This is a genomic window from Pseudomonas sp. IzPS59 (genome assembly GCF_014863505.1).
GTDB lineage: Bacteria > Pseudomonadota > Gammaproteobacteria > Pseudomonadales > Pseudomonadaceae > Aquipseudomonas > Aquipseudomonas kribbensis.
Genome location: NZ_CP062251.1, coordinates 5885334 through 5902022, shown reverse-complemented (window position 1 = coordinate 5902022; position 16689 = coordinate 5885334). Strand labels below are relative to the sequence as shown.

Annotated in this window: 14 protein-coding genes and 1 riboswitch; of the genes, 6 read left to right on the top strand and 8 right to left on the bottom strand. The window is 61.7% G+C overall.

Annotated elements, in window-relative coordinates:
• Positions 1-35: 35 nt before the first annotated feature.
• Positions 36-992 carry a LysR family transcriptional regulator gene (locus tag IF189_RS26530; protein ID WP_134828384.1) on the bottom strand — a complete coding sequence of 319 codons (957 nt, stop codon included), beginning with the start codon at positions 990-992 and terminating at the stop codon, positions 36-38.
• Between the two features lie 108 nt (positions 993-1100).
• Between IF189_RS26530 and IF189_RS26525 the strand changes: the two genes are divergently transcribed.
• Positions 1101-2342, top strand: a complete 1242-nt coding sequence (locus IF189_RS26525) for a D-amino acid dehydrogenase (RefSeq protein WP_134828383.1) — start codon at positions 1101-1103, stop codon at positions 2340-2342.
• Positions 2343-2353: 11 nt separating this feature from the next.
• On the opposite strand, the gene IF189_RS26520 is transcribed toward IF189_RS26525, so the two are convergent.
• On the bottom strand, positions 2354-3073 hold the full coding sequence (locus IF189_RS26520) for a 16S rRNA (uracil(1498)-N(3))-methyltransferase (protein ID WP_134828382.1): 720 nt from the start codon (positions 3071-3073) through the stop codon (positions 2354-2356).
• Positions 3074-3215: 142 nt separating this feature from the next.
• Positions 3216-4622, bottom strand: a complete 1407-nt coding sequence (locus tag IF189_RS26515) for an adenosylmethionine--8-amino-7-oxononanoate transaminase (protein ID WP_192552491.1) — start codon at positions 4620-4622, stop codon at positions 3216-3218.
• Between the two features lie 223 nt (positions 4623-4845).
• On the opposite strand from IF189_RS26515, the gene IF189_RS26510 reads away from it, so the two are divergent.
• The 3 genes from IF189_RS26510 (at position 4846) to IF189_RS26500 (ending at position 8061) form a co-directional block, all read left to right on the top strand.
• Positions 4846-6636 (top strand): flavin monoamine oxidase family protein, encoded by a 1791-nt coding sequence (locus IF189_RS26510; protein ID WP_192552490.1) that lies wholly within the window; start codon positions 4846-4848, stop codon positions 6634-6636.
• A 248-nt stretch (positions 6637-6884) separates the two neighbouring features.
• The gene (locus tag IF189_RS26505) at positions 6885-7436 is read left to right on the top strand and encodes a cytochrome b (protein WP_119427560.1); all 552 of its coding nucleotides are present in this window, start codon (positions 6885-6887) and stop codon (positions 7434-7436) included.
• A gap of 31 nt (positions 7437-7467) precedes the next feature.
• A complete protein-coding gene (locus IF189_RS26500; RefSeq protein ID WP_085731599.1) occupies positions 7468-8061 on the top strand; it encodes a YceI family protein in 594 nt (197 codons plus the stop codon).
• 69 nt (positions 8062-8130) lie between these two features.
• Here IF189_RS26500 and IF189_RS26495 read toward each other — a convergent pair whose 3' ends face one another.
• The 4 genes from IF189_RS26495 to ahcY form a co-directional block, all read right to left on the bottom strand.
• Entirely contained in the window at positions 8131-10008 is a 1878-nt protein-coding gene (locus tag IF189_RS26495; RefSeq protein WP_192552489.1) for a DEAD/DEAH box helicase, read from the bottom strand.
• Between the two features lie 222 nt (positions 10009-10230).
• On the bottom strand, positions 10231-11043 hold the full coding sequence (locus IF189_RS26490) for a substrate-binding periplasmic protein (protein WP_192552488.1): 813 nt from the start codon (positions 11041-11043) through the stop codon (positions 10231-10233).
• Positions 11044-11211: 168 nt separating this feature from the next.
• Positions 11212-12057: a methylenetetrahydrofolate reductase [NAD(P)H] gene (metF, locus tag IF189_RS26485; protein WP_114886047.1), complete on the bottom strand. Its 846-nt coding sequence runs from the start codon at positions 12055-12057 to the stop codon at positions 11212-11214.
• Between the two features lie 189 nt (positions 12058-12246).
• On the bottom strand, positions 12247-13656 hold the full coding sequence (gene ahcY, locus IF189_RS26480; protein ID WP_127800358.1) for an adenosylhomocysteinase: 1410 nt from the start codon (positions 13654-13656) through the stop codon (positions 12247-12249).
• 22 nt (positions 13657-13678) lie between these two features.
• Positions 13679-13777: riboswitch (S-adenosyl-L-homocysteine riboswitch) on the bottom strand.
• 197 nt (positions 13778-13974) lie between these two features.
• On the opposite strand from ahcY, the gene IF189_RS26475 reads away from it, so the two are divergent.
• Together IF189_RS26475 and IF189_RS26470 are read left to right on the top strand one after the other, a co-directional pair.
• On the top strand, positions 13975-14382 hold the full coding sequence (locus tag IF189_RS26475) for an acyl-CoA thioesterase (protein ID WP_007959686.1): 408 nt from the start codon (positions 13975-13977) through the stop codon (positions 14380-14382).
• 73 nt (positions 14383-14455) lie between these two features.
• On the top strand, positions 14456-15343 hold the full coding sequence (locus IF189_RS26470) for a formate/nitrite transporter family protein (protein ID WP_192552487.1): 888 nt from the start codon (positions 14456-14458) through the stop codon (positions 15341-15343).
• Here IF189_RS26470 and IF189_RS26465 read toward each other — a convergent pair whose 3' ends face one another.
• On the bottom strand, positions 15344-16591 hold the full coding sequence (locus IF189_RS26465) for a cation:proton antiporter (RefSeq protein ID WP_192552486.1): 1248 nt from the start codon (positions 16589-16591) through the stop codon (positions 15344-15346).
• Positions 16592-16689: the final 98 nt, after the last annotated feature.

The following is a 16689-nucleotide window of genomic DNA, read 5'->3' as shown; positions in this document are numbered from 1 at the left end:
TGGGAGCGGGCTTGCCCGCGATGACGGACTGTCAGTCACTCATGTGTTGATGGGGCCACCGCAATCGCTGGCAAGCCAGCTCCCACAGGGACCAGGGTTTGCAGTTGTATCTGCGCGCGTCTGCTGAATATCTGCAACAAGTCGCCGAGGGTATGCGGTGGCGGTTCGGTGGCACGGGTCACTGCGTACAACGTGATCGGCAAGGGCGGCGCCAACGGGCGGATAGTGGTGGCGGCCGATGAGGCACCGAGCGCGGTGAACGGATCGATTACCGCCACGCCAGCCCCGGATTCAACCATCGCCCGGGCCAGCGAATAAGTCTGCACGGCAATCCGCACCCGCGGCGGCGGTTCGACTGCTTCGAGATAACTATCAAGGCGGGCGGCCAGCGGGTCGGCGCTGGACAGCCCGATCAGCGGCGCCCCGGCCAGAGCCATCAGCGGCAACGGCTGGCCGGCGTCTTCCTCCGGCCAATAACCTTTCGGCGCCAGCGCCACCAACACGCCCGATGCCAATGCCTGCGCCTTCAGCCCCGGATGATCCGGCAACTGCAACGTCAGGGCTACGTCCACTTCGCGCATCAGCAGGTTCTGCATCAGTTCGCGGCTGTGGGCACTGGACAGTTCACAGGCAATGTCCGGGAACTGTGCAGTCCATTGCCGGATCGCTGGCGGCAGCAACGACAGCGCCAGGGCCGGGGTTGCACCGATTCGCAGACTGTGGCCGGGCTCGCGACGCAGGCTCTGGGCCAGGCGCCGCACGCCTTGCAGGCTTTCGGTGACCTTGTCGACTTCGCGCTCCAACTCCAGCGCTTCCGGGGTCGCCTGCAACTTGCCGCGCACCCGCAAAAACAAAGGGAAACCCAACTGCTGCTCGGCGTGCTGCAGCACTTTGGTCACCGCCGGTTGCGAGACGTGCAGCAATTGCGCAGCGGCGCTGACCGAGCCGGTCTGGCGGATGGCCTGGAAAATCTCGATGTGACGAAGGCGCATGGCAAGTCCATAACCTTTGTTTATAGGTCTGGCATCTTTATTCATTGTTCGGCGCCTGTCACCTCACCCTAACCTCGGCCTCGTCTTCAAAAAGAATTAAGGACGGACATGGCTCAGCGTGTGTGCATCATCGGCGGCGGCGTGATCGGGTTGGCAACGGCCTGGGCGCTGGTGCGCGACGGTTTCGAAGTGACAGTGGTCGAGGCGCGGCAGTCGCTGGGCAGCGAAACCAGTTTCGCCAACGGCGGCCAATTGTCCTACCGATACGTTGCGCCGCTGGCCGATGCCGGGGTGCCGTTGCAGGCGATCGGCTGGATGCTGCGCGGCGACTCACCGCTGAAGCTGCGCCCGCGCCTGGACCCGGCGCAGTGGCGCTGGATGGCCTCATTTCTTGCTGCGTGCCGCACTTCGGTCAACCGGGAAAACGCGGCGCATCTGTTGCGTCTGGCGCTGTTCAGCCAGAGTACATTGAAGCGCTGGCGCGAGGACGACGGACTCGCCGGCTTCAACTGGCGGCGTAACGGCAAACTGGTGACCTTCCGTAACGCCGCCAGCTTCGATCATGCGCGCCAGGGCCTGGCCGATCCGCAGCAACAGCAGGTTTTGTCCGCTGCCGAATGTGCGCAACTGGAGCCGGCACTGGCTGATGCGCCGTTTGTGGGCGCGATCTACACGCCGAATGAAGAAGTCGGCGACTGTCACGGCTTCTGCCAACAGTTGGCGGCGCAATTGAAGGCGTCGGGCCGCTGTGCGTTTCGCCTCGGTCAGGCAGTCACCGGCATTCGCCACAACGTCGGCACCGTCACGGCGATTGAGCTAGGCGACGAAACTCTGCCGGTCGAACAACTGGTGATCGCCGCCGGCCATCGCAGTCCGTTGCTGGCGCTGCCCGGCCTGCGCCTGCCGCTGTATCCGCTGAAGGGCTACAGCCTTACCGTGCCGATCGGCAACGAGCACCGGGCGCCGGACGTGAGCATCACCGACTACGACCGAAAGATTGTCTACGCGCGCATCGGCGAACAGTTGCGGGTGGCGGCCATGGTCGACATCGTCGGTTTCGACCCGGCGGTGGATCCCGAACGGCTGGCGCTGATCAAGCGCCAGGCCCGCGACACTTTTCCCGATGCCGGCGACTACGACGCCGCCGTGGAGTGGGCCGGCATGCGTCCAGCCACCCCCACCGGCGTTCCGCTATTGGGCGCCACGGTCTATCGCAATCTGTGGCTCAACCTTGGCCACGGCGCGCTGGGTTTCACTCTGGCCTGCGGTAGCGGGCAGTTGCTCAGCGAGCTGATCGGCCAATGGCGCACATCGATTGATTTGCACGGGTTCAATCCCCGTGCGGCGTGAACGCCAAATGCTTAGAAATCACCCCACAGTTGCTGCGCCACCGCCAGCGCCACAACCGGCGCCGTCTCGGTGCGCAGCACGCGGGGGCCGAGGCGGGCGGCGTGGTAGCCGTTGGTCTTGGCCTGCTCGACTTCGGCGTCGGACAAGCCGCCTTCGGGGCCGATCAGGAACGCCAGGGTCGATGGTTTGGCATGGCTGACCAACGGCTCGGCCACCGGGTGCAGAACCAGTTTCAGTTCGGCCTCGGTCTGTTTCAGCCAGTCCGCCAGCAACACCGGCGGATGAATCACCGGCACGCGCGAACGACCACATTGCTCGCAGGCGCTGATCGCCACCTGGCGCCAGTGCAGCAGGCGTTTGTCGGCGCGTTCGTCCTTGAGGCGGACTTCACAGCGTTCGCTGAAGATCGGGGTGATTTCATTCACGCCCAGCTCGGTGGCTTTCTGGATTGCCCAGTCCATCCGCTCGCCCCGGGACAGACCCTGGCCGAGATGGATGTGCAGCGGTGATTCAACCTGACCGGCGAACTGCTCGTCGATCTGCACCACGACACGCTTCTTGCCGACTTCCACCAGCGATCCGCGAAACTCGTGGCCGGAACCGTCGAACAACTGCACCGCATCGCCCTCGGCCATGCGCAGCACGCGGCTGATGTAATGCGCCTGGGCTTCCGGCAGTTCGTGTTCGCCGGTGCTGAGCGGGGCGTCGATAAAGAAGCGGGACAGTCTCATTCGGAGTCTCGAAAAAATTGTAAAAGTCTGGCGGCCCTATCGCTGGCAAGCCAGCTCCCACAGGTCTACGCAATTCCCTGTGGGAGCTGGCTTGCCAGCGATGACGGTAGTCCGGTCACCGCTGAAGCTTAAGTGGAGTCAATCAGCCCGGATCACGGAACCCGGGATGGAAATCCTTCGGCACCGCCACGCTGACGCTGTCACGGGTAGCAATGTCGATGCCTTCGCTGGCGACTTCGGCGAGGAAGTCGATCTGCTCCGGGGTGATCACGTACGGCGGCAGGAAATACACCACGCTGCCCAGCGGACGCAGCAACGCGCCACGCTCCAGGGCATGCTGGAACACTTTCAGGCCGCGACGTTCCTGCCACGGGTAGGCCTCTTTGGTGGCCTTGTCCTTGACCATCTCGATGGCCAGCACCATGCCGGTCTGGCGGACTTCCGAAACATTCGGATGATCCACCAGATGCGCCGTGGCCGACGCCATGCGTTGCGCCAGCGCCCGGTTGTTTTCGATCACGTTGTCCTGTTCGAAGATATCCAGGGTCGCCAATGCTGCCGCACAGGCCAGCGGGTTGCCGGTGTAGCTGTGCGAATGCAGGAAGGCGCGCAGGGTCGGGTAATCGTCGTAGAACGCGCTGTACACCTCGTCGGTGGTCAGGCACGCCGCCAGCGGCAGATAACCGCCGGTCAGGGCTTTCGACAGGCACAGGAAGTCCGGGCGGATGCCGGCCTGTTCGCAGGCGAACATCGTCCCGGTGCGGCCGAAGCCGACGGCGATTTCGTCGTGGATCAGGTGTACGCCATAACGATCGCAGGCTTCGCGCAGCAGCTTGAGGTACACCGGGTGATACATGCGCATGCCGCCGGCGCCCTGGATCAGCGGCTCGACGATCACGGCCGCGACGCTGTCATGGTTTTCCGCCAGCGTCTGTTCCATGGCGGCGAACATGTTGCGCGAGTGTTCTTCCCAGCTCATGCCCTGCGGACGCAGGTAGCAATCCGGGCTCGGCACCTTGATGGTGTCCATCAGCAGCGCTTTGTAGGTTTCGGTAAACAGCGGCACATCGCCGACCGCCATCGCCGCCATGGTCTCGCCGTGGTAGCTGTTGGTCAGGGTGACGAAGCGCTTCTTGTTCGGCTGGCCGCGGTTGAGCCAGTAGTGAAAGCTCATTTTCAGCGCGACTTCGATGCAGGACGAACCGTTATCGGCGTAGAACACCCGGTTCAGGCCTTCCGGCGTCATCTTCACCAGTCGCTCGGACAACTCGATCACCGGTTGATGGCTGAAGCCGGCGAGAATCACGTGTTCCAGCTGATCGACCTGATCCTTGATGCGCTGATTGATGCGCGGGTTGGCGTGGCCGAACACGTTGACCCACCAGGAACTGACGGCATCCAGGTAGCGCTTGCCTTCGAAGTCTTCCAGCCAGATGCCTTCACCGCGCTTGATCGGGATCAGCGGCAGCTGTTCGTGGTCTTTCATCTGGGTGCAGGGATGCCACAGCACCGCGAGATCGCGTTGCATCCACTGGTTGTTCAGGCCCATGTTCAGTCTCCTCGAGGCGGCTCGCGTCAGGCGCGGGCAAACAATCGCGCAAGCCTATGCAATGCGTCGCGCCGGGACAACCCATTGCGTCGATTGAGCTACTTTGTATGGGCCGATAGACGTCGCTGGCGGCGTTTTGATGGCTGACGTATTCTTCGCGGTTCTTTGGGTCGTCTGACCCGCAAAACTGCTTTTTCCTACGTGTTTTTCCGGAGTTCGCTGAATGTCTGTCGGTTGGCTGCGCGCCTGTGCGCTTGTGGTGTTGGGGCTTTTCAGCGTTACGGCGCTGGCCAAGGAAAAAACCGCGATCGTGATCGGCGGCGGCCTGTCGGGCCTGACCGCGGCTTACGAACTGCAGAACAAGGGCTGGCAGGTCACGCTGCTGGAAGCCAAGCCGAGCCTGGGTGGTCGCTCGGGTATGGCCACCAGCGAGTGGATCGGCAACGACAAGGCGCAGCCTGTGCTGAACAAGTACGTCTCGACTTTCAAGCTGAGCACCACGCCGGCCCCTGAATTCGTGCGTACCCCGGGTTACCTGATCGATGGCGAATATTTCTCCGCTGCCGATCTGGCCACCAAGCAACCGGCCACTGCGCAGGCGTTGAAAACCTTCGAGAAAACCCGTGACGATCTGGCGCGCTCGATCGACGATCCGCAGAACCCGGCGGCGACCAACACTCTTCACGCGCTGGACCAGATCAACGTGTCAAGCTGGCTCGACAAGCAGAACCTGCCTGCCACCGCGCGTCAGTTGATCAACCAGGATATCCGCACCCATTACGACGAGCCGTCGCGTCTGTCGCTGCTGTACTACGCGCAGCAGAGTCGCGTTTATCGCGGCGTATCCGACCGTGATATGCGCGCTTCGCGTCTGGTCGGCGGCAGCCCGGTGCTGGCCCAGGCCTTCGTCAAGCAGCTGAAAACCATCAAGACCAGCTCGCCGGTTTCCGCGATCGTCCAGGACAAGGACGGCGTGACCGTCAAAGTCGGCAGCGTCGGCTATCAGGCAGACTACGTCGTACTGGCGGTGCCATTGCGCGCCCTCGACAAGATCCAGCTGACCCCGGCCCTGGATGCCCAGCACCTGGCCGCGATCAAGGGCACCAACTACGGCTGGCGCGACCAGATCATGCTGAAGTTCAAGACGCCAGTCTGGGAAAGCAAGGCGCGGATGTCCGGCGAGATCTATAGCAACACCGGTCTGGGCATGTTGTGGATCGAGCCGGCCCTGAAGGGCGGCGCCAACGTGGTGATCAACCTGTCCGGCGACAACGCCCGCGTCATGCAGGCCTTCGGCGACAAGCAGATGGTCGATCAGGTGCTGATTCGTCTGCACGCGTTTTATCCACAGGCCCGTGGCGCGTTCACCGGTTATGAAATCCGTCGCTACAGCACCGACCCGTCGACTGGCGGTTCGTACCTGGCCTTTGGCCCGGGCCAGATCAGCAAGTACTGGCGCCTGTGGGAGCGTCCGCTGCAACGCGTAGCGTTTGCCGGCGAGCACACCGACACCCTGTATCCGGGCACCCTGGAAGGCGCACTGCGTACCGGTCAGCGTGCGGCCAGTCAGGTGGAAGACCTGGCGGCAGGCAAATCCTTCGAACCGATCAAGGTCGGCCCGGCGGCGGCCACCGCAGCAGCAGCGGCAGGCGCAGCGGGTGCGGCCACGGCGGCGAAGAAAGGCAACTTCTTCACCAACCTGTTCGGCGGTTCGGATGACGACAAGAAACCAGAGCCAGTAAAAGCCCCAGAGCCGGCACCTGCTCCAGCCGCTCCGGCGCCTGCACCGACTCCTGCGCCAGCCCCGGTTGAAGCGCCGAAGCCTGCGGCTCCGGTGAAAGCCGAGCCAGCCAAGAAAGCGCCAGCCAAGCCGGCAGCGAAGAAACCTGCGGCCAAGACCGAGGCGAAAAAAGCCCCGGCCAAACCGGCAGCGAAAAAGGCTGAACCGGCGAAGAAGCCAGCCGCCAAACCAGCTGCGGCCCCGGCGGCAGCGACCGATACCAAAGCGCAGTAAGGCTTTGCGGTGAATGAAAAAGCGCGGCTTTCAGGCCGCGCTTTTTTATTGCCTGTGAAACAGCGAGCATCCTGTGTTTGCTCGCTCGCCAGCTAATCTCCCGTCACACTTTTCACCTTTAATCTTTCCTTAACTCACTTGTTCAAGACTCTTGATCGTATTTCTCGATATTTCAAAGCGAAATTTTCCGCTTTAATTCGATAGATAACTCGCTAGTCTTGGTTCGCAGTTCTCACAGGATTTGGGCAATGCAGCTACGTAATTCTTCTTCGCGCTACGGTTGGGTCAGCATCTTCATGCACTGGGGTGTGGCGCTGGCGGTCTTCGGGCTGTTCGCGCTCGGTCTGTGGATGGTGGGGCTGGATTACTACAGCACCTGGCGCAAAGACGCGCCGGATCTGCACAAGAGCATTGGTCTGGTGCTGCTGGCTGTGATGGTGTTGCGGGTGCTGTGGCGCTTTGTCAGCCCACCGCCGCCAACACTGCAGAGCTACAGCCGCATGACTCGCATCGGCGCCAGGTTCGGCCACGGGTTTCTGTACCTTGCGCTGTTCGCCGTGATGATTGCCGGTTACCTGATTTCCACCGCAGACGGTGTCGGGATTCCGGTGTTTGGCCTGTTTGAAGTTCCTGCACTGGTTTCCGGACTACCGGATCAGGCAGATACCGCCGGGGTGATTCATTTGTACCTGGCGTGGGCGCTGGTAATTTTTTCCGGCCTCCATGCGTTGGCAGCATTGAAGCACCACTTTATCGATCGTGATGCGACCCTCACTCGAATGCTCGGTCGCAAAGCCTGAAGCTCAACCTCGACTCAAAGGAAAAGAAAGCATGTTGAAAAAGACTCTGGCCGCTCTGGCAATCGGTTCTGCCGTGCTGTCCGCCAACGTAATGGCCGCTGACTACACCGTCGACAAGGAAGGCCAGCACGCCTTCGTCGACTTCAAGATCAGCCACCTGGGCTACAGCTACATCACCGGTACCTTCAAGGACATCAGCGGCAAGTTCAGCTTCGATGCTGCCAAGCCTGAAGACAGCAAGATCGAGTTCGACGTGAAGACCGCCAGCGTGTTCACCAACCACGCCGAGCGTGACAAGCACATCGCCAGCAAAGACTTCCTGGACGTGGGCAAATTCGCTGACGCCAAGTTCGTCTCCACCAGCGTCAAATCCACCGGCAAGAACGCCGATGGCAAAGACACTGCCGACGTGACCGGCGACCTGACCCTGCACGGCGTGACCAAGCCGATCGTGGTCAAGGCCACTTTCCTGGGTGAAGGCAAGGATCCATGGGGCGGCTACCGTGCCGGCTTCGAAGGCACCACCAGCATCAAGCGTTCTGATTTCGGCAAGATGATGGACCTGGGGCCACAGTCCGACAAAGTCGACCTGTACATCTCGTTCGAAGGTGTCAAAGCGAAGTAATTTTCGCCAGACATACAAAAACGCCCCCGGTCTTGCGACCGGGGGCGTTTTTTATTGCCTTGTCGAAACTCAGCGATTGCGGGTCAGCAAGGCCGGTTTCTCACCGCGTGGGCGGCTTGGCAGTTGATCGAGCTGCTCAGGCGTCGGGAAGCGGTCGGCTTTCGATTCCTTGTGCATGATCTTCGGGCCGCTGCTGCGCGGGTTCTGCACGGCCGGTTCGGCACGTTGCTGATCGTCACGGGCCGGACGGCGGTTGCGCGAATTTTCGTCGCGACGACCCTGACCATCACGCGGGGCACCGTTACGCGGGCCGTTGCGTTTGCCCGGCGGGGTGCCGGTGCTCGAACCGTTGCTGTTGCGCGGGCCGTTCTGACGACCTTGCGACTGACCGCCGCGTGGCGCGCCCGAACCTGCGCCCTGCGCCGGAGCGCCAGGACGACGGCCACGGCCGCCGGCAGGTGCCTGCTTCGGCACGTAGTCAACGCGGTTGCCGAAGTTATCGATATCGTCGTCGAGGAACTCGTCCGGAGCGCGATCAGCCGCAGCACGTGGCGGCTGGCTTGGCTGACGCTGTTCGCGGGCCGGGGTGCCTTCGCGCGGTTTCTGTTGACGGGCTGGACGCTCGCCACGCTCACCGCGTTCGCCGGCAGGTTTTTCCTTGCCCTTGTCTTTGCCTTTGTCTTTACGACCGCCGCCACCGCCGCCGCCATTCGGGCCGTCGCCGCGCGGGCCACGACCGTTGCGCGGGTTGCGCATGTCTGGACGCTCGCGCACTTCAGGCTTCTCGGCCTCGATGGTGCTGGCGTCGAAGCCCATCAGGTCGCCGTCGGCGATTTTCTGCTTGGTCATGCGTTCGATGCTTTTCAGCAGTTTCTCTTCGTCCGGCGCGACCAGCGAAATCGCTTCGCCCGAACGACCGGCACGGCCGGTACGACCGATGCGGTGCACGTAGTCTTCATCGACGTTCGGCAGTTCGAAGTTGACCACGTGTGGCAACTGGTCGATATCCAGGCCGCGCGCCGCGATGTCGGTGGCAACCAGAATGCGTACCTGGTTGGCCTTGAAGTCGGCCAGGGCTTTGGTGCGGGCGTTCTGGCTCTTGTTGCCGTGGATCGCCACAGCCGGCAGGCCGTGTTTGTCCAGGTACTCGGCCAGACGGTTGGCGCCGTGCTTGGTGCGGGTGAACACCAGTACCTGTTCCCAGGCGCCAGCGGTGATCAGGTGAGCCAGCAGCGCACGCTTGTGGCTGGCCGGCAGGCGGAAGACGCGTTGTTCGATGCGCTCGACCGTGGTGTTCGGCGGCGTCACTTCGATGCGTTCCGGGTTGTGCAGCAGCTTGCCGGCGAGGTCGGTGATGTCTTTGGAGAAGGTCGCCGAGAACAGCAGGTTCTGGCGCTTGGCCGGCAGGCGGGCGAGGACTTTCTTTACGTCATGGACGAAGCCCATGTCGAGCATGCGGTCGGCTTCGTCCAGCACGAGGATTTCAACGTGGGACAGATCGATGCTGCCCTGGCCGCACAGGTCGAGCAGACGACCCGGGCAGGCAACCAGTACGTCCACACCACGGGACATGGCTTGAACCTGCGGGTTCATGCCGACGCCGCCGAAGATGCAGGCGCTGACGAATTTCAGGTCACGGGCGTAGATCTTGAAGCTGTCGTGTACCTGGGCCGCGAGTTCGCGGGTCGGGGTCAGGACCAGGACGCGCGGCTGGCGCGGGCCGTGGCGCTGGGATTTGTCCGGGTGACCGTTGGGGAACAGCCGCTCCAGGATCGGAAGGGCGAAACCGCCGGTTTTACCGGTACCTGTCTGTGCCGCAACCATCAGGTCGCGACCTTGCAACACGGCGGGAATGGCCCGCTGTTGCACCGGAGTAGGCTCGGTATAGCCCGCGTCTTCGATAGCGCGGACCAAAGCCTCGGAGAGACCGAGGGAAGCAAAGGACATGAGTAATCCTGTTTTAGTTAGGGCTTGGCCCAATGGGAGTCTTGCCTGGCGCGAATGGCGTTTAAGAGGACGCAATCCCGTCCGGTCCTGCTGCGGTTCCGAAGGCACGTCCGGAGCGCTCGCGCGGGCTGAAAAGCTGCGCTGTAGCGGGTCGGGAGGCCTGTTACGGTTCCGGGCGTCCGGGCGTGAGCCTGGCGGGAACGCCGGAGTATAACAGAGCAATCACCGCGCGCCGCTTTCCTGCTGCTCAACGGTTTTGCCGCTGGCCGTGGCGCTGCTCAAGGGTTTTTCCGAAACCGGGGCTGCACCGTAGCGCGCGCTCAGCTCGGCATAGGCCGGCTCACGCTTGAAACGCTTGAGCTCGGCGCCGAAGCGTTGCACCAGCAAATCCATCCCCGCATTGCGCCGCACGGCCAGAAACTGGCTCTGGCGGCTGATGACGGTGGGGTTTTCGGTGATCTGATCGCGGATATTCAGTTCATCCAGCAAATGCTGACCCACGCGGCGATCGGTGATCAGCAGGTCGATGCGCCCGCGCACCAGTTTGCCGAAGTTGGCTTCATGGGTCGGGGCCGGTTCCCGGTTGAACAGGGTCGATTCACTGAAGTCCGGGCTGTACAGATATCCCGGCGAGGTGCCGATGGTCAGGCCCTTGAGGTCTTCAAGGCTGCGAAAAGGATGCGGCCGCTCGTTGGCGTAGAACATCACGAACTCGACGTCCGACAGCGGTTCGCTCGGGTAGAGCAGGGTGGCGTCGCGTTCGTCGCTGTGAAAGATGTCCAGCGCACCGTCGGCTTGCCCGGTTTCGAGCATCGACAGGCAACGCTTCCATGGCAGGAACTGCCACTCGACATCGATGCCCAGACGTTTGAACACAATGGCAGTGGTTTCGTAGTCCAGCCCGAGGTTCTTGCCGTTCTCTTCGTAAACGTACGGCGCCCACGGTTCGGTGACGATACGCAGCTTCTCGCCTCGAGCCGCAAAGCTCAGGCAAGCAAAAACCAGCACGGCGAATAACTGCGTGATCAAAGGCATGACTTGAGATTACGACGAGAAACGCCAAAGAGCCAGAAACTGGCTGCAGAAGCTCTGTTTCGGGCCTTAAAAGCAAAAGATCGCAGTTGCGACAACCCACCAGGAGCTATCGAAACTTGCGATCTTCTGTTGTTGCATGAAGCCTTCAGCTTGAAGCGTACAGCGGTCTCAGCGTGGCAACTTCAGGTTGTTCCAGATTGCCAGGCTCGGTTCGGCCTGGTTCATGGAATAGAAGTGCAGGCCAGGAGCGCCGCCTTGCAGCAGGCGTTCGCACATTTCGCTGACGACTTGCTCGCCGAAGCGCTGAATGCTTTGGCTGTCATCGCCGTAGGCTTCCAGTTGCTTGCGGATCCAGCGCGGGATTTCCGCACCGCAGGCATCGGAGAAACGCGCGAGTTTGCTGTAGTTGGTGATCGGCATGATCCCCGGAACCACCGGAATGTCCACGCCCAGCGCCTGCAAACGGTCGACGAAGTAGAAGTAGCTGTCGGCGTTGAAGAAGTACTGGGTGATCGCGCTGTCGGCGCCGGCACGGGCCTTGCGCACGAAGTTGGCGAGATCGTCTTCGTAGTTGCGCGCTTGCGGATGCATCTCCGGGTAAGCGGCGACTTCGATGTGGAAATGATTGCCGGTTTCTTCACGAATGAATTCAACCAGCTCATTGGCGTGACGCAGCTCGCCGCTGGTCATGCCCATGCCGGACGGCAGGTCGCCACGCAGGGCAACGATGCGCTTGATACCGGCAGCCTTGTACTCGTTCAGCAGGCCGCGCAGGTCGTCCTTGCTGTCGCCGACGCACGACAGGTGCGGGGCGGCGGGTACTTTGACTTCGCTTTCCAGCTGCAACACGGTGTTCAGCGTGCGGTCACGGGTCGAACCGCCCGCGCCGTAGGTGCAGGAAAAGAAATCAGGGTTGTAGGTGGCCAGCTGACGGGCAGTGGCGAGCAGTTTTTCATGCCCAGCATCGGTCTTGGTCGGGAAGAACTCGAAGCTGTAGCGACGGTCTTGGGACATGGAGGGGACCTCCAGCTACAAGCTGCAAGCTTCAAGCTGCAAGAGCAGCGGAGGTGCGCCGGTCTCTTGTGCCTGAAGCTTGCGGCCTGACACTGTTTTGACAAATAGGGGCAGAGCTTTCGGGCTTCGCACGGCAAGCCCGGCTTGTGGCCTTGCTTGCCGCTTGAAGCTTGAAGCTCGCAGCTGCTCTTAGTAGCGGTAAGCGTGCGGCTTGAACGGGCCTTCGACGGTCACGCCGATGTAGTCAGCCTGTTGCTTGGTCAGTTGAGTGACCACGCCGCCGAAGCCGCGAACCATTTCCAGGGCCACTTCTTCGTCGAGTTTCTTCGGCAGTACTTCAACGGTCAGGCGCTCGGCTTTCTGGGCTGGCGACAGGTCGGCGTACTTCTGGCCGAACAGGAAGATCTGCGCCAGAACCTGGTTGGCGAACGAACCGTCCATGATGCGGCTTGGGTGACCAGTGGCGTTGCCCAGGTTCACCAGACGGCCTTCGGCCAGCAGGATCAGGTAGTCGTCGTTCTGAGCGTCGAAAGCGCCCGGGCCGGTACGGTGGATCTTGTGTACCTGTGGCTTCACTTCTTCCCATGCCCAGTTCTTGCGCATGAAAGCGGTGTCGATTTCGTTGTCGAAGTGACCGATGTTGCAGACAACGGCGCGCTTCTTCAGGGCTTTGAGCATGTTTGCGTCGCAAACGTTGACGTTACCGGTGGTGGTCACGATCAGGTCGATTTTGCCCAGCAGCGCTTTGTCGATGCTCGCTTCGGTGCCGTCGTTGATACCGTCGATGAACGGCGAAACCAGTTCGAAACCGTCCATGCAGGCCTGCATGGCGCAGATCGGGTCGACTTCGGACACTTTAACGATCATGCCTTCCTGACGCAGGGACTGGGCCGAGCCCTTGCCCACGTCACCGTAGCCGATGACCAGCGCTTGCTTGCCGGACAGCAGGTGGTCGGTGCCGCGCTTGATGGCGTCGTTCAGGCTGTGACGGCAGCCGTACTTGTTGTCGTTCTTGGACTTGGTCACCGAGTCGTTGACGTTGATGGCCGGGATGCGCAGTTCGCCCTTGGCCAGCATGTCCAGCAGACGGTGTACGCCGGTGGTGGTTTCTTCGGTCACGCCGTGAACGCGGTCCAGAACCTGTGGGTACTTGTCGTGCAGCAGCTGGGTCAGGTCGCCGCCGTCGTCGAGGATCATGTTGGCGTCCCATGGCTGGCCATCTTTCAGGATGGTCTGCTCCAGGCACCACTCGTACTCTTCTTCGGTTTCACCTTTCCAGGCGAAAACCGGGATGCCGGCAGCGGCGATGGAAGCGGCGGCCTGATCCTGAGTCGAGAAGATGTTGCAGGACGACCAGCGAACTTCGGCACCCAGGGCAACCAGGGTTTCGATCAGCACGGCGGTCTGAATGGTCATGTGGATGCAGCCGAGGATTTTCGCGCCTTTCAGCGGCTGCTCGGAAGCGTACTTGCGACGCAGACCCATCAGAGCCGGCATTTCCGACTCGGCGATGATGGTTTCGCGACGGCCCCAGGCAGCCAGGGACATGTCGGCAACTTTGTAATCGTTAAAATCTGCAGGCGTGATAACAGCGCTCATGAGAGCCTCCATTCGTAATGTATGCGAATGGGCGCCGTTGTGCGTTTAGTGTCCGGCCTGAGCCAGTCAACGCCCCATCCGAGCCTGACAGGTTGAACCTGCTGCAGCGCCCCTCGGACAGGTGGCGGGAAAACGGTATCAAGCGAACGTTACCGTTTTGAAACGGGGGCGATTATAGCCGTCTAGACTGATCTTCCAAAGGGTTTCTGTCGGCCAAATGAAGATCGCTAATAGCGACCATAGTAGAAGCCTCATGGAGCATGACCGCTCAGTCTGCCAAGATGGCCCCATCATTCGGCAAGACGCTCAGGAGTGAAGATGAATTTCCACACCCGCAAGTGGGTAAAACCCGAAGACCTCAACCCCAACGGCACCCTGTTCGGCGGCAGCCTGCTGCGCTGGATCGACGAAGAAGCGGCGATCTACGCCATCGTTCAGCTGGGCAACCAGCGCGTGGTGACCAAGTACATTTCCGAGATCAACTTCGTCAGCGCCTCGCGCCAGGGCGACATCATCGAACTGGGCATCACCGCCACCGAGTTCGGCCGCACCTCGATCACCCTGACCTGCGAAGTGCGCAACAAGATCACCCGCAAGAGCATCCTGACCGTCGAGAAGATGGTTTTTGTGAACCTCGGCGAAGACGGCCTGCCGGCGCCGCACGGGCGGACCGAGATCAAATACGTCAAAGACCAGTTCAAGGATGAAACGCCCGTTACCGAGTAATCGGCGCACCCCACAGAACGGAAGCCGAATGGCGCGTGTCGTAGCTTTATGACTCTGCCACCGGTTTCCCGCCATGACCACGCCAACAGACGGCAAGACCCCTGACCTCTCGGCCAAGGAACAACACGAAGTCGAGAAAAGCCAGCCGCCCCGGGCGGCGGTCCTGCATGAAATCATCCGCAAACAGGGCGATCAGGAACTGGAGCGCAGCATCGCCGCGCTGTGGTGGTCGGCGCTGGCGGCCGGGTTGACCATGGGCCTGTCGCTGATGGGTATGGGCCTGCTCAATTCGCGGTTGCCCGAGGGCGACGAATTCAAAGTGATCGCCAGCTTCGGCTACTGCGCCGGTTTCCTCGCGGTGATTCTGGCTCGCCAGCAACTGTTCACCGAAAACACCCTGACCGCTGTCCTGCCGGTCATGACCAAGCCGACGCTCGGCAATTTCGGCCGCTTGATCCGGCTCTGGACAGTCGTGCTGTTCGGCAACCTGTGCGGGACGATTCTGGTGGCTTACGTGATGCTCGAACTGCCGATCTTCGACAGCAAGACCGACGCCGCCTTCCTCGAAATCGGGCGCAAGGTCATGGAAAACCACGCGAGCCAGATGTTCGCCAAGGGCATCGTTTCCGGCTGGATGATCGCCACTATGGTCTGGATGATCCCGTCCATGGAGAGCGCGAAGATGTGGATCATCATCCTCATCACCTACTTGATGGCGCTCGGCGACTTCACCCACATCGTGGTGGGTTCGGCGGAGGTGTCGTATCTGGTGTTTGCCGGCGAGTTGCCGTGGAGTGATTTCTGGGCGGTGTTTGCCGGGCCGACCCTGGCGGGGAACATCATCGGCGGCAGTTTCATCTTCGCCCTGATCAGCCATGCGCAGATCCGCAGCGAAAGCGGCAAACCGAAGGAGTCTGCGGATCAGGCGGAAAAGCCCGACCCGCAGCAGATCAAGAAATGATCAGTGGTGCGCCGGCTCGTCGCGAGTCGCATGCTTGACCAGTTTACCGATGGTCAGCCCCTGCAACAGGATCGACGACAGTACCACGATGTAGGTGATGCTCAGCAGCAGATCGCGCTCGGGGCCCAGCGGCAGGGCCAGGGCCAATGCCACCGAAACCCCGCCGCGCAAACCGCCCCAGGTCAGGATCCGGATGGTGCCGCGCGGAACGGTGCGCCAGCGCCGCAACAGGACAATGGCCGGGGCCACGGTGAGCAGGCGCGACAACAGGATCGCCAGCGCCAGCAAGCTTGCCGCCGCCACGTGCAGCCAGTTGAACGGGAGCAGCAACAGCTCCATGCCGATCAGCGCGAACAGCAGGGCGTTGAGCATGTCGTCGAGCAATTCCCAGAAACCGTCCAGGTATTTGCGCGTCATGTCGTTCATCGCCAGGTTGCGACCGAGGTTACCGATGATCAGACCGGCGACCACCATCGCAATCGGCGCCGAGACGTGCAGTTCGGTGGCCATCGCCGAGCCACCGATCACCAGCGCCAGGGTCAGCATGACTTCGATCTGGTGCTGCTCGATGCTCTTGATCATCAGGTACACCAGATATCCGATCAGCCCGCCGAACAGCACGCCGCCGATGGCTTCATGGGCAAACAGCATGGCGGTGGCGCCGATGGTCGGGGTTTCGCCCAGTTGCGCGATGCCCAGCAACACGGTGAACACCACCACAGCGGTGCCGTCGTTGAACAGAGATTCGCCGACAATGGTGGTTTTCAACGGCTTCGAGGCGTTGGCCGTACGCAGCACGCCGAGTACCGCGATCGGGTCGGTCGGGGAAATCAGTGCGCCGAACAACAGGCAGTAGAGGAAGCTCACGTGCCAGCCGAACAGGGCGAAGATGTAGTAGGCGAGGCTGCCGATCACGGCGGTGGCGATCAATACACCGAAGGTCGCCAGCAGGCCGATGGGCCAGCGATAGCTGCGCAGGTCGTTCAGGTTGACGTGCAGGGCGCCGGCGAACAGCAGGAACGACAGCATCCAGTTCATCAGCAGATCACCGAAGTCGATCTGGCCGATCAGTTGCTGTACGCGTTCTTCGAGGCCGGGGTAGCCGAGCAGGCTCAGGCCTTGCAGCAACAGGGAAAACATCAGTGCGGTAACCATCACGCCGATGGTCGGAGGCAAACCGATGAAGCGGAAATTCACAAAAGTGAGGAGGGTGGTGAGGCAGATGAAAGCGGCGACAAGTTCAAGCATCCGGGGTCCTTTGGATGGGGGATGAAAAGACAGCGCACCTGTTCATGGGCGCAAGGGTTGGATGGGTAGACACCGGGCGGGGGCACAATTGTGTGACC

Coding starts and splice junctions, on each gene's coding strand:
- IF189_RS26530 (WP_134828384.1), bottom strand. CDS start 992: ATGCGCCTTCGTCACATCGAGATTTTCCAGGCCATCCGCCAGACCGGC.
- IF189_RS26525 (WP_134828383.1), top strand. CDS start 1,101: ATGGCTCAGCGTGTGTGCATCATCGGCGGCGGCGTGATCGGGTTGGCA.
- IF189_RS26520 (WP_134828382.1), bottom strand. CDS start 3,073: ATGAGACTGTCCCGCTTCTTTATCGACGCCCCGCTCAGCACCGGCGAA.
- IF189_RS26515 (WP_192552491.1), bottom strand. CDS start 4,622: ATGGGCCTGAACAACCAGTGGATGCAACGCGATCTCGCGGTGCTGTGG.
- IF189_RS26510 (WP_192552490.1), top strand. CDS start 4,846: ATGTCTGTCGGTTGGCTGCGCGCCTGTGCGCTTGTGGTGTTGGGGCTT.
- IF189_RS26505 (WP_119427560.1), top strand. CDS start 6,885: ATGCAGCTACGTAATTCTTCTTCGCGCTACGGTTGGGTCAGCATCTTC.
- IF189_RS26500 (WP_085731599.1), top strand. CDS start 7,468: ATGTTGAAAAAGACTCTGGCCGCTCTGGCAATCGGTTCTGCCGTGCTG.
- IF189_RS26495 (WP_192552489.1), bottom strand. CDS start 10,008: ATGTCCTTTGCTTCCCTCGGTCTCTCCGAGGCTTTGGTCCGCGCTATC.
- IF189_RS26490 (WP_192552488.1), bottom strand. CDS start 11,043: ATGCCTTTGATCACGCAGTTATTCGCCGTGCTGGTTTTTGCTTGCCTG.
- metF (WP_114886047.1), bottom strand. CDS start 12,057: ATGTCCCAAGACCGTCGCTACAGCTTCGAGTTCTTCCCGACCAAGACC.
- ahcY (WP_127800358.1), bottom strand. CDS start 13,656: ATGAGCGCTGTTATCACGCCTGCAGATTTTAACGATTACAAAGTTGCC.
- IF189_RS26475 (WP_007959686.1), top strand. CDS start 13,975: ATGAATTTCCACACCCGCAAGTGGGTAAAACCCGAAGACCTCAACCCC.
- IF189_RS26470 (WP_192552487.1), top strand. CDS start 14,456: ATGACCACGCCAACAGACGGCAAGACCCCTGACCTCTCGGCCAAGGAA.
- IF189_RS26465 (WP_192552486.1), bottom strand. CDS start 16,591: ATGCTTGAACTTGTCGCCGCTTTCATCTGCCTCACCACCCTCCTCACT.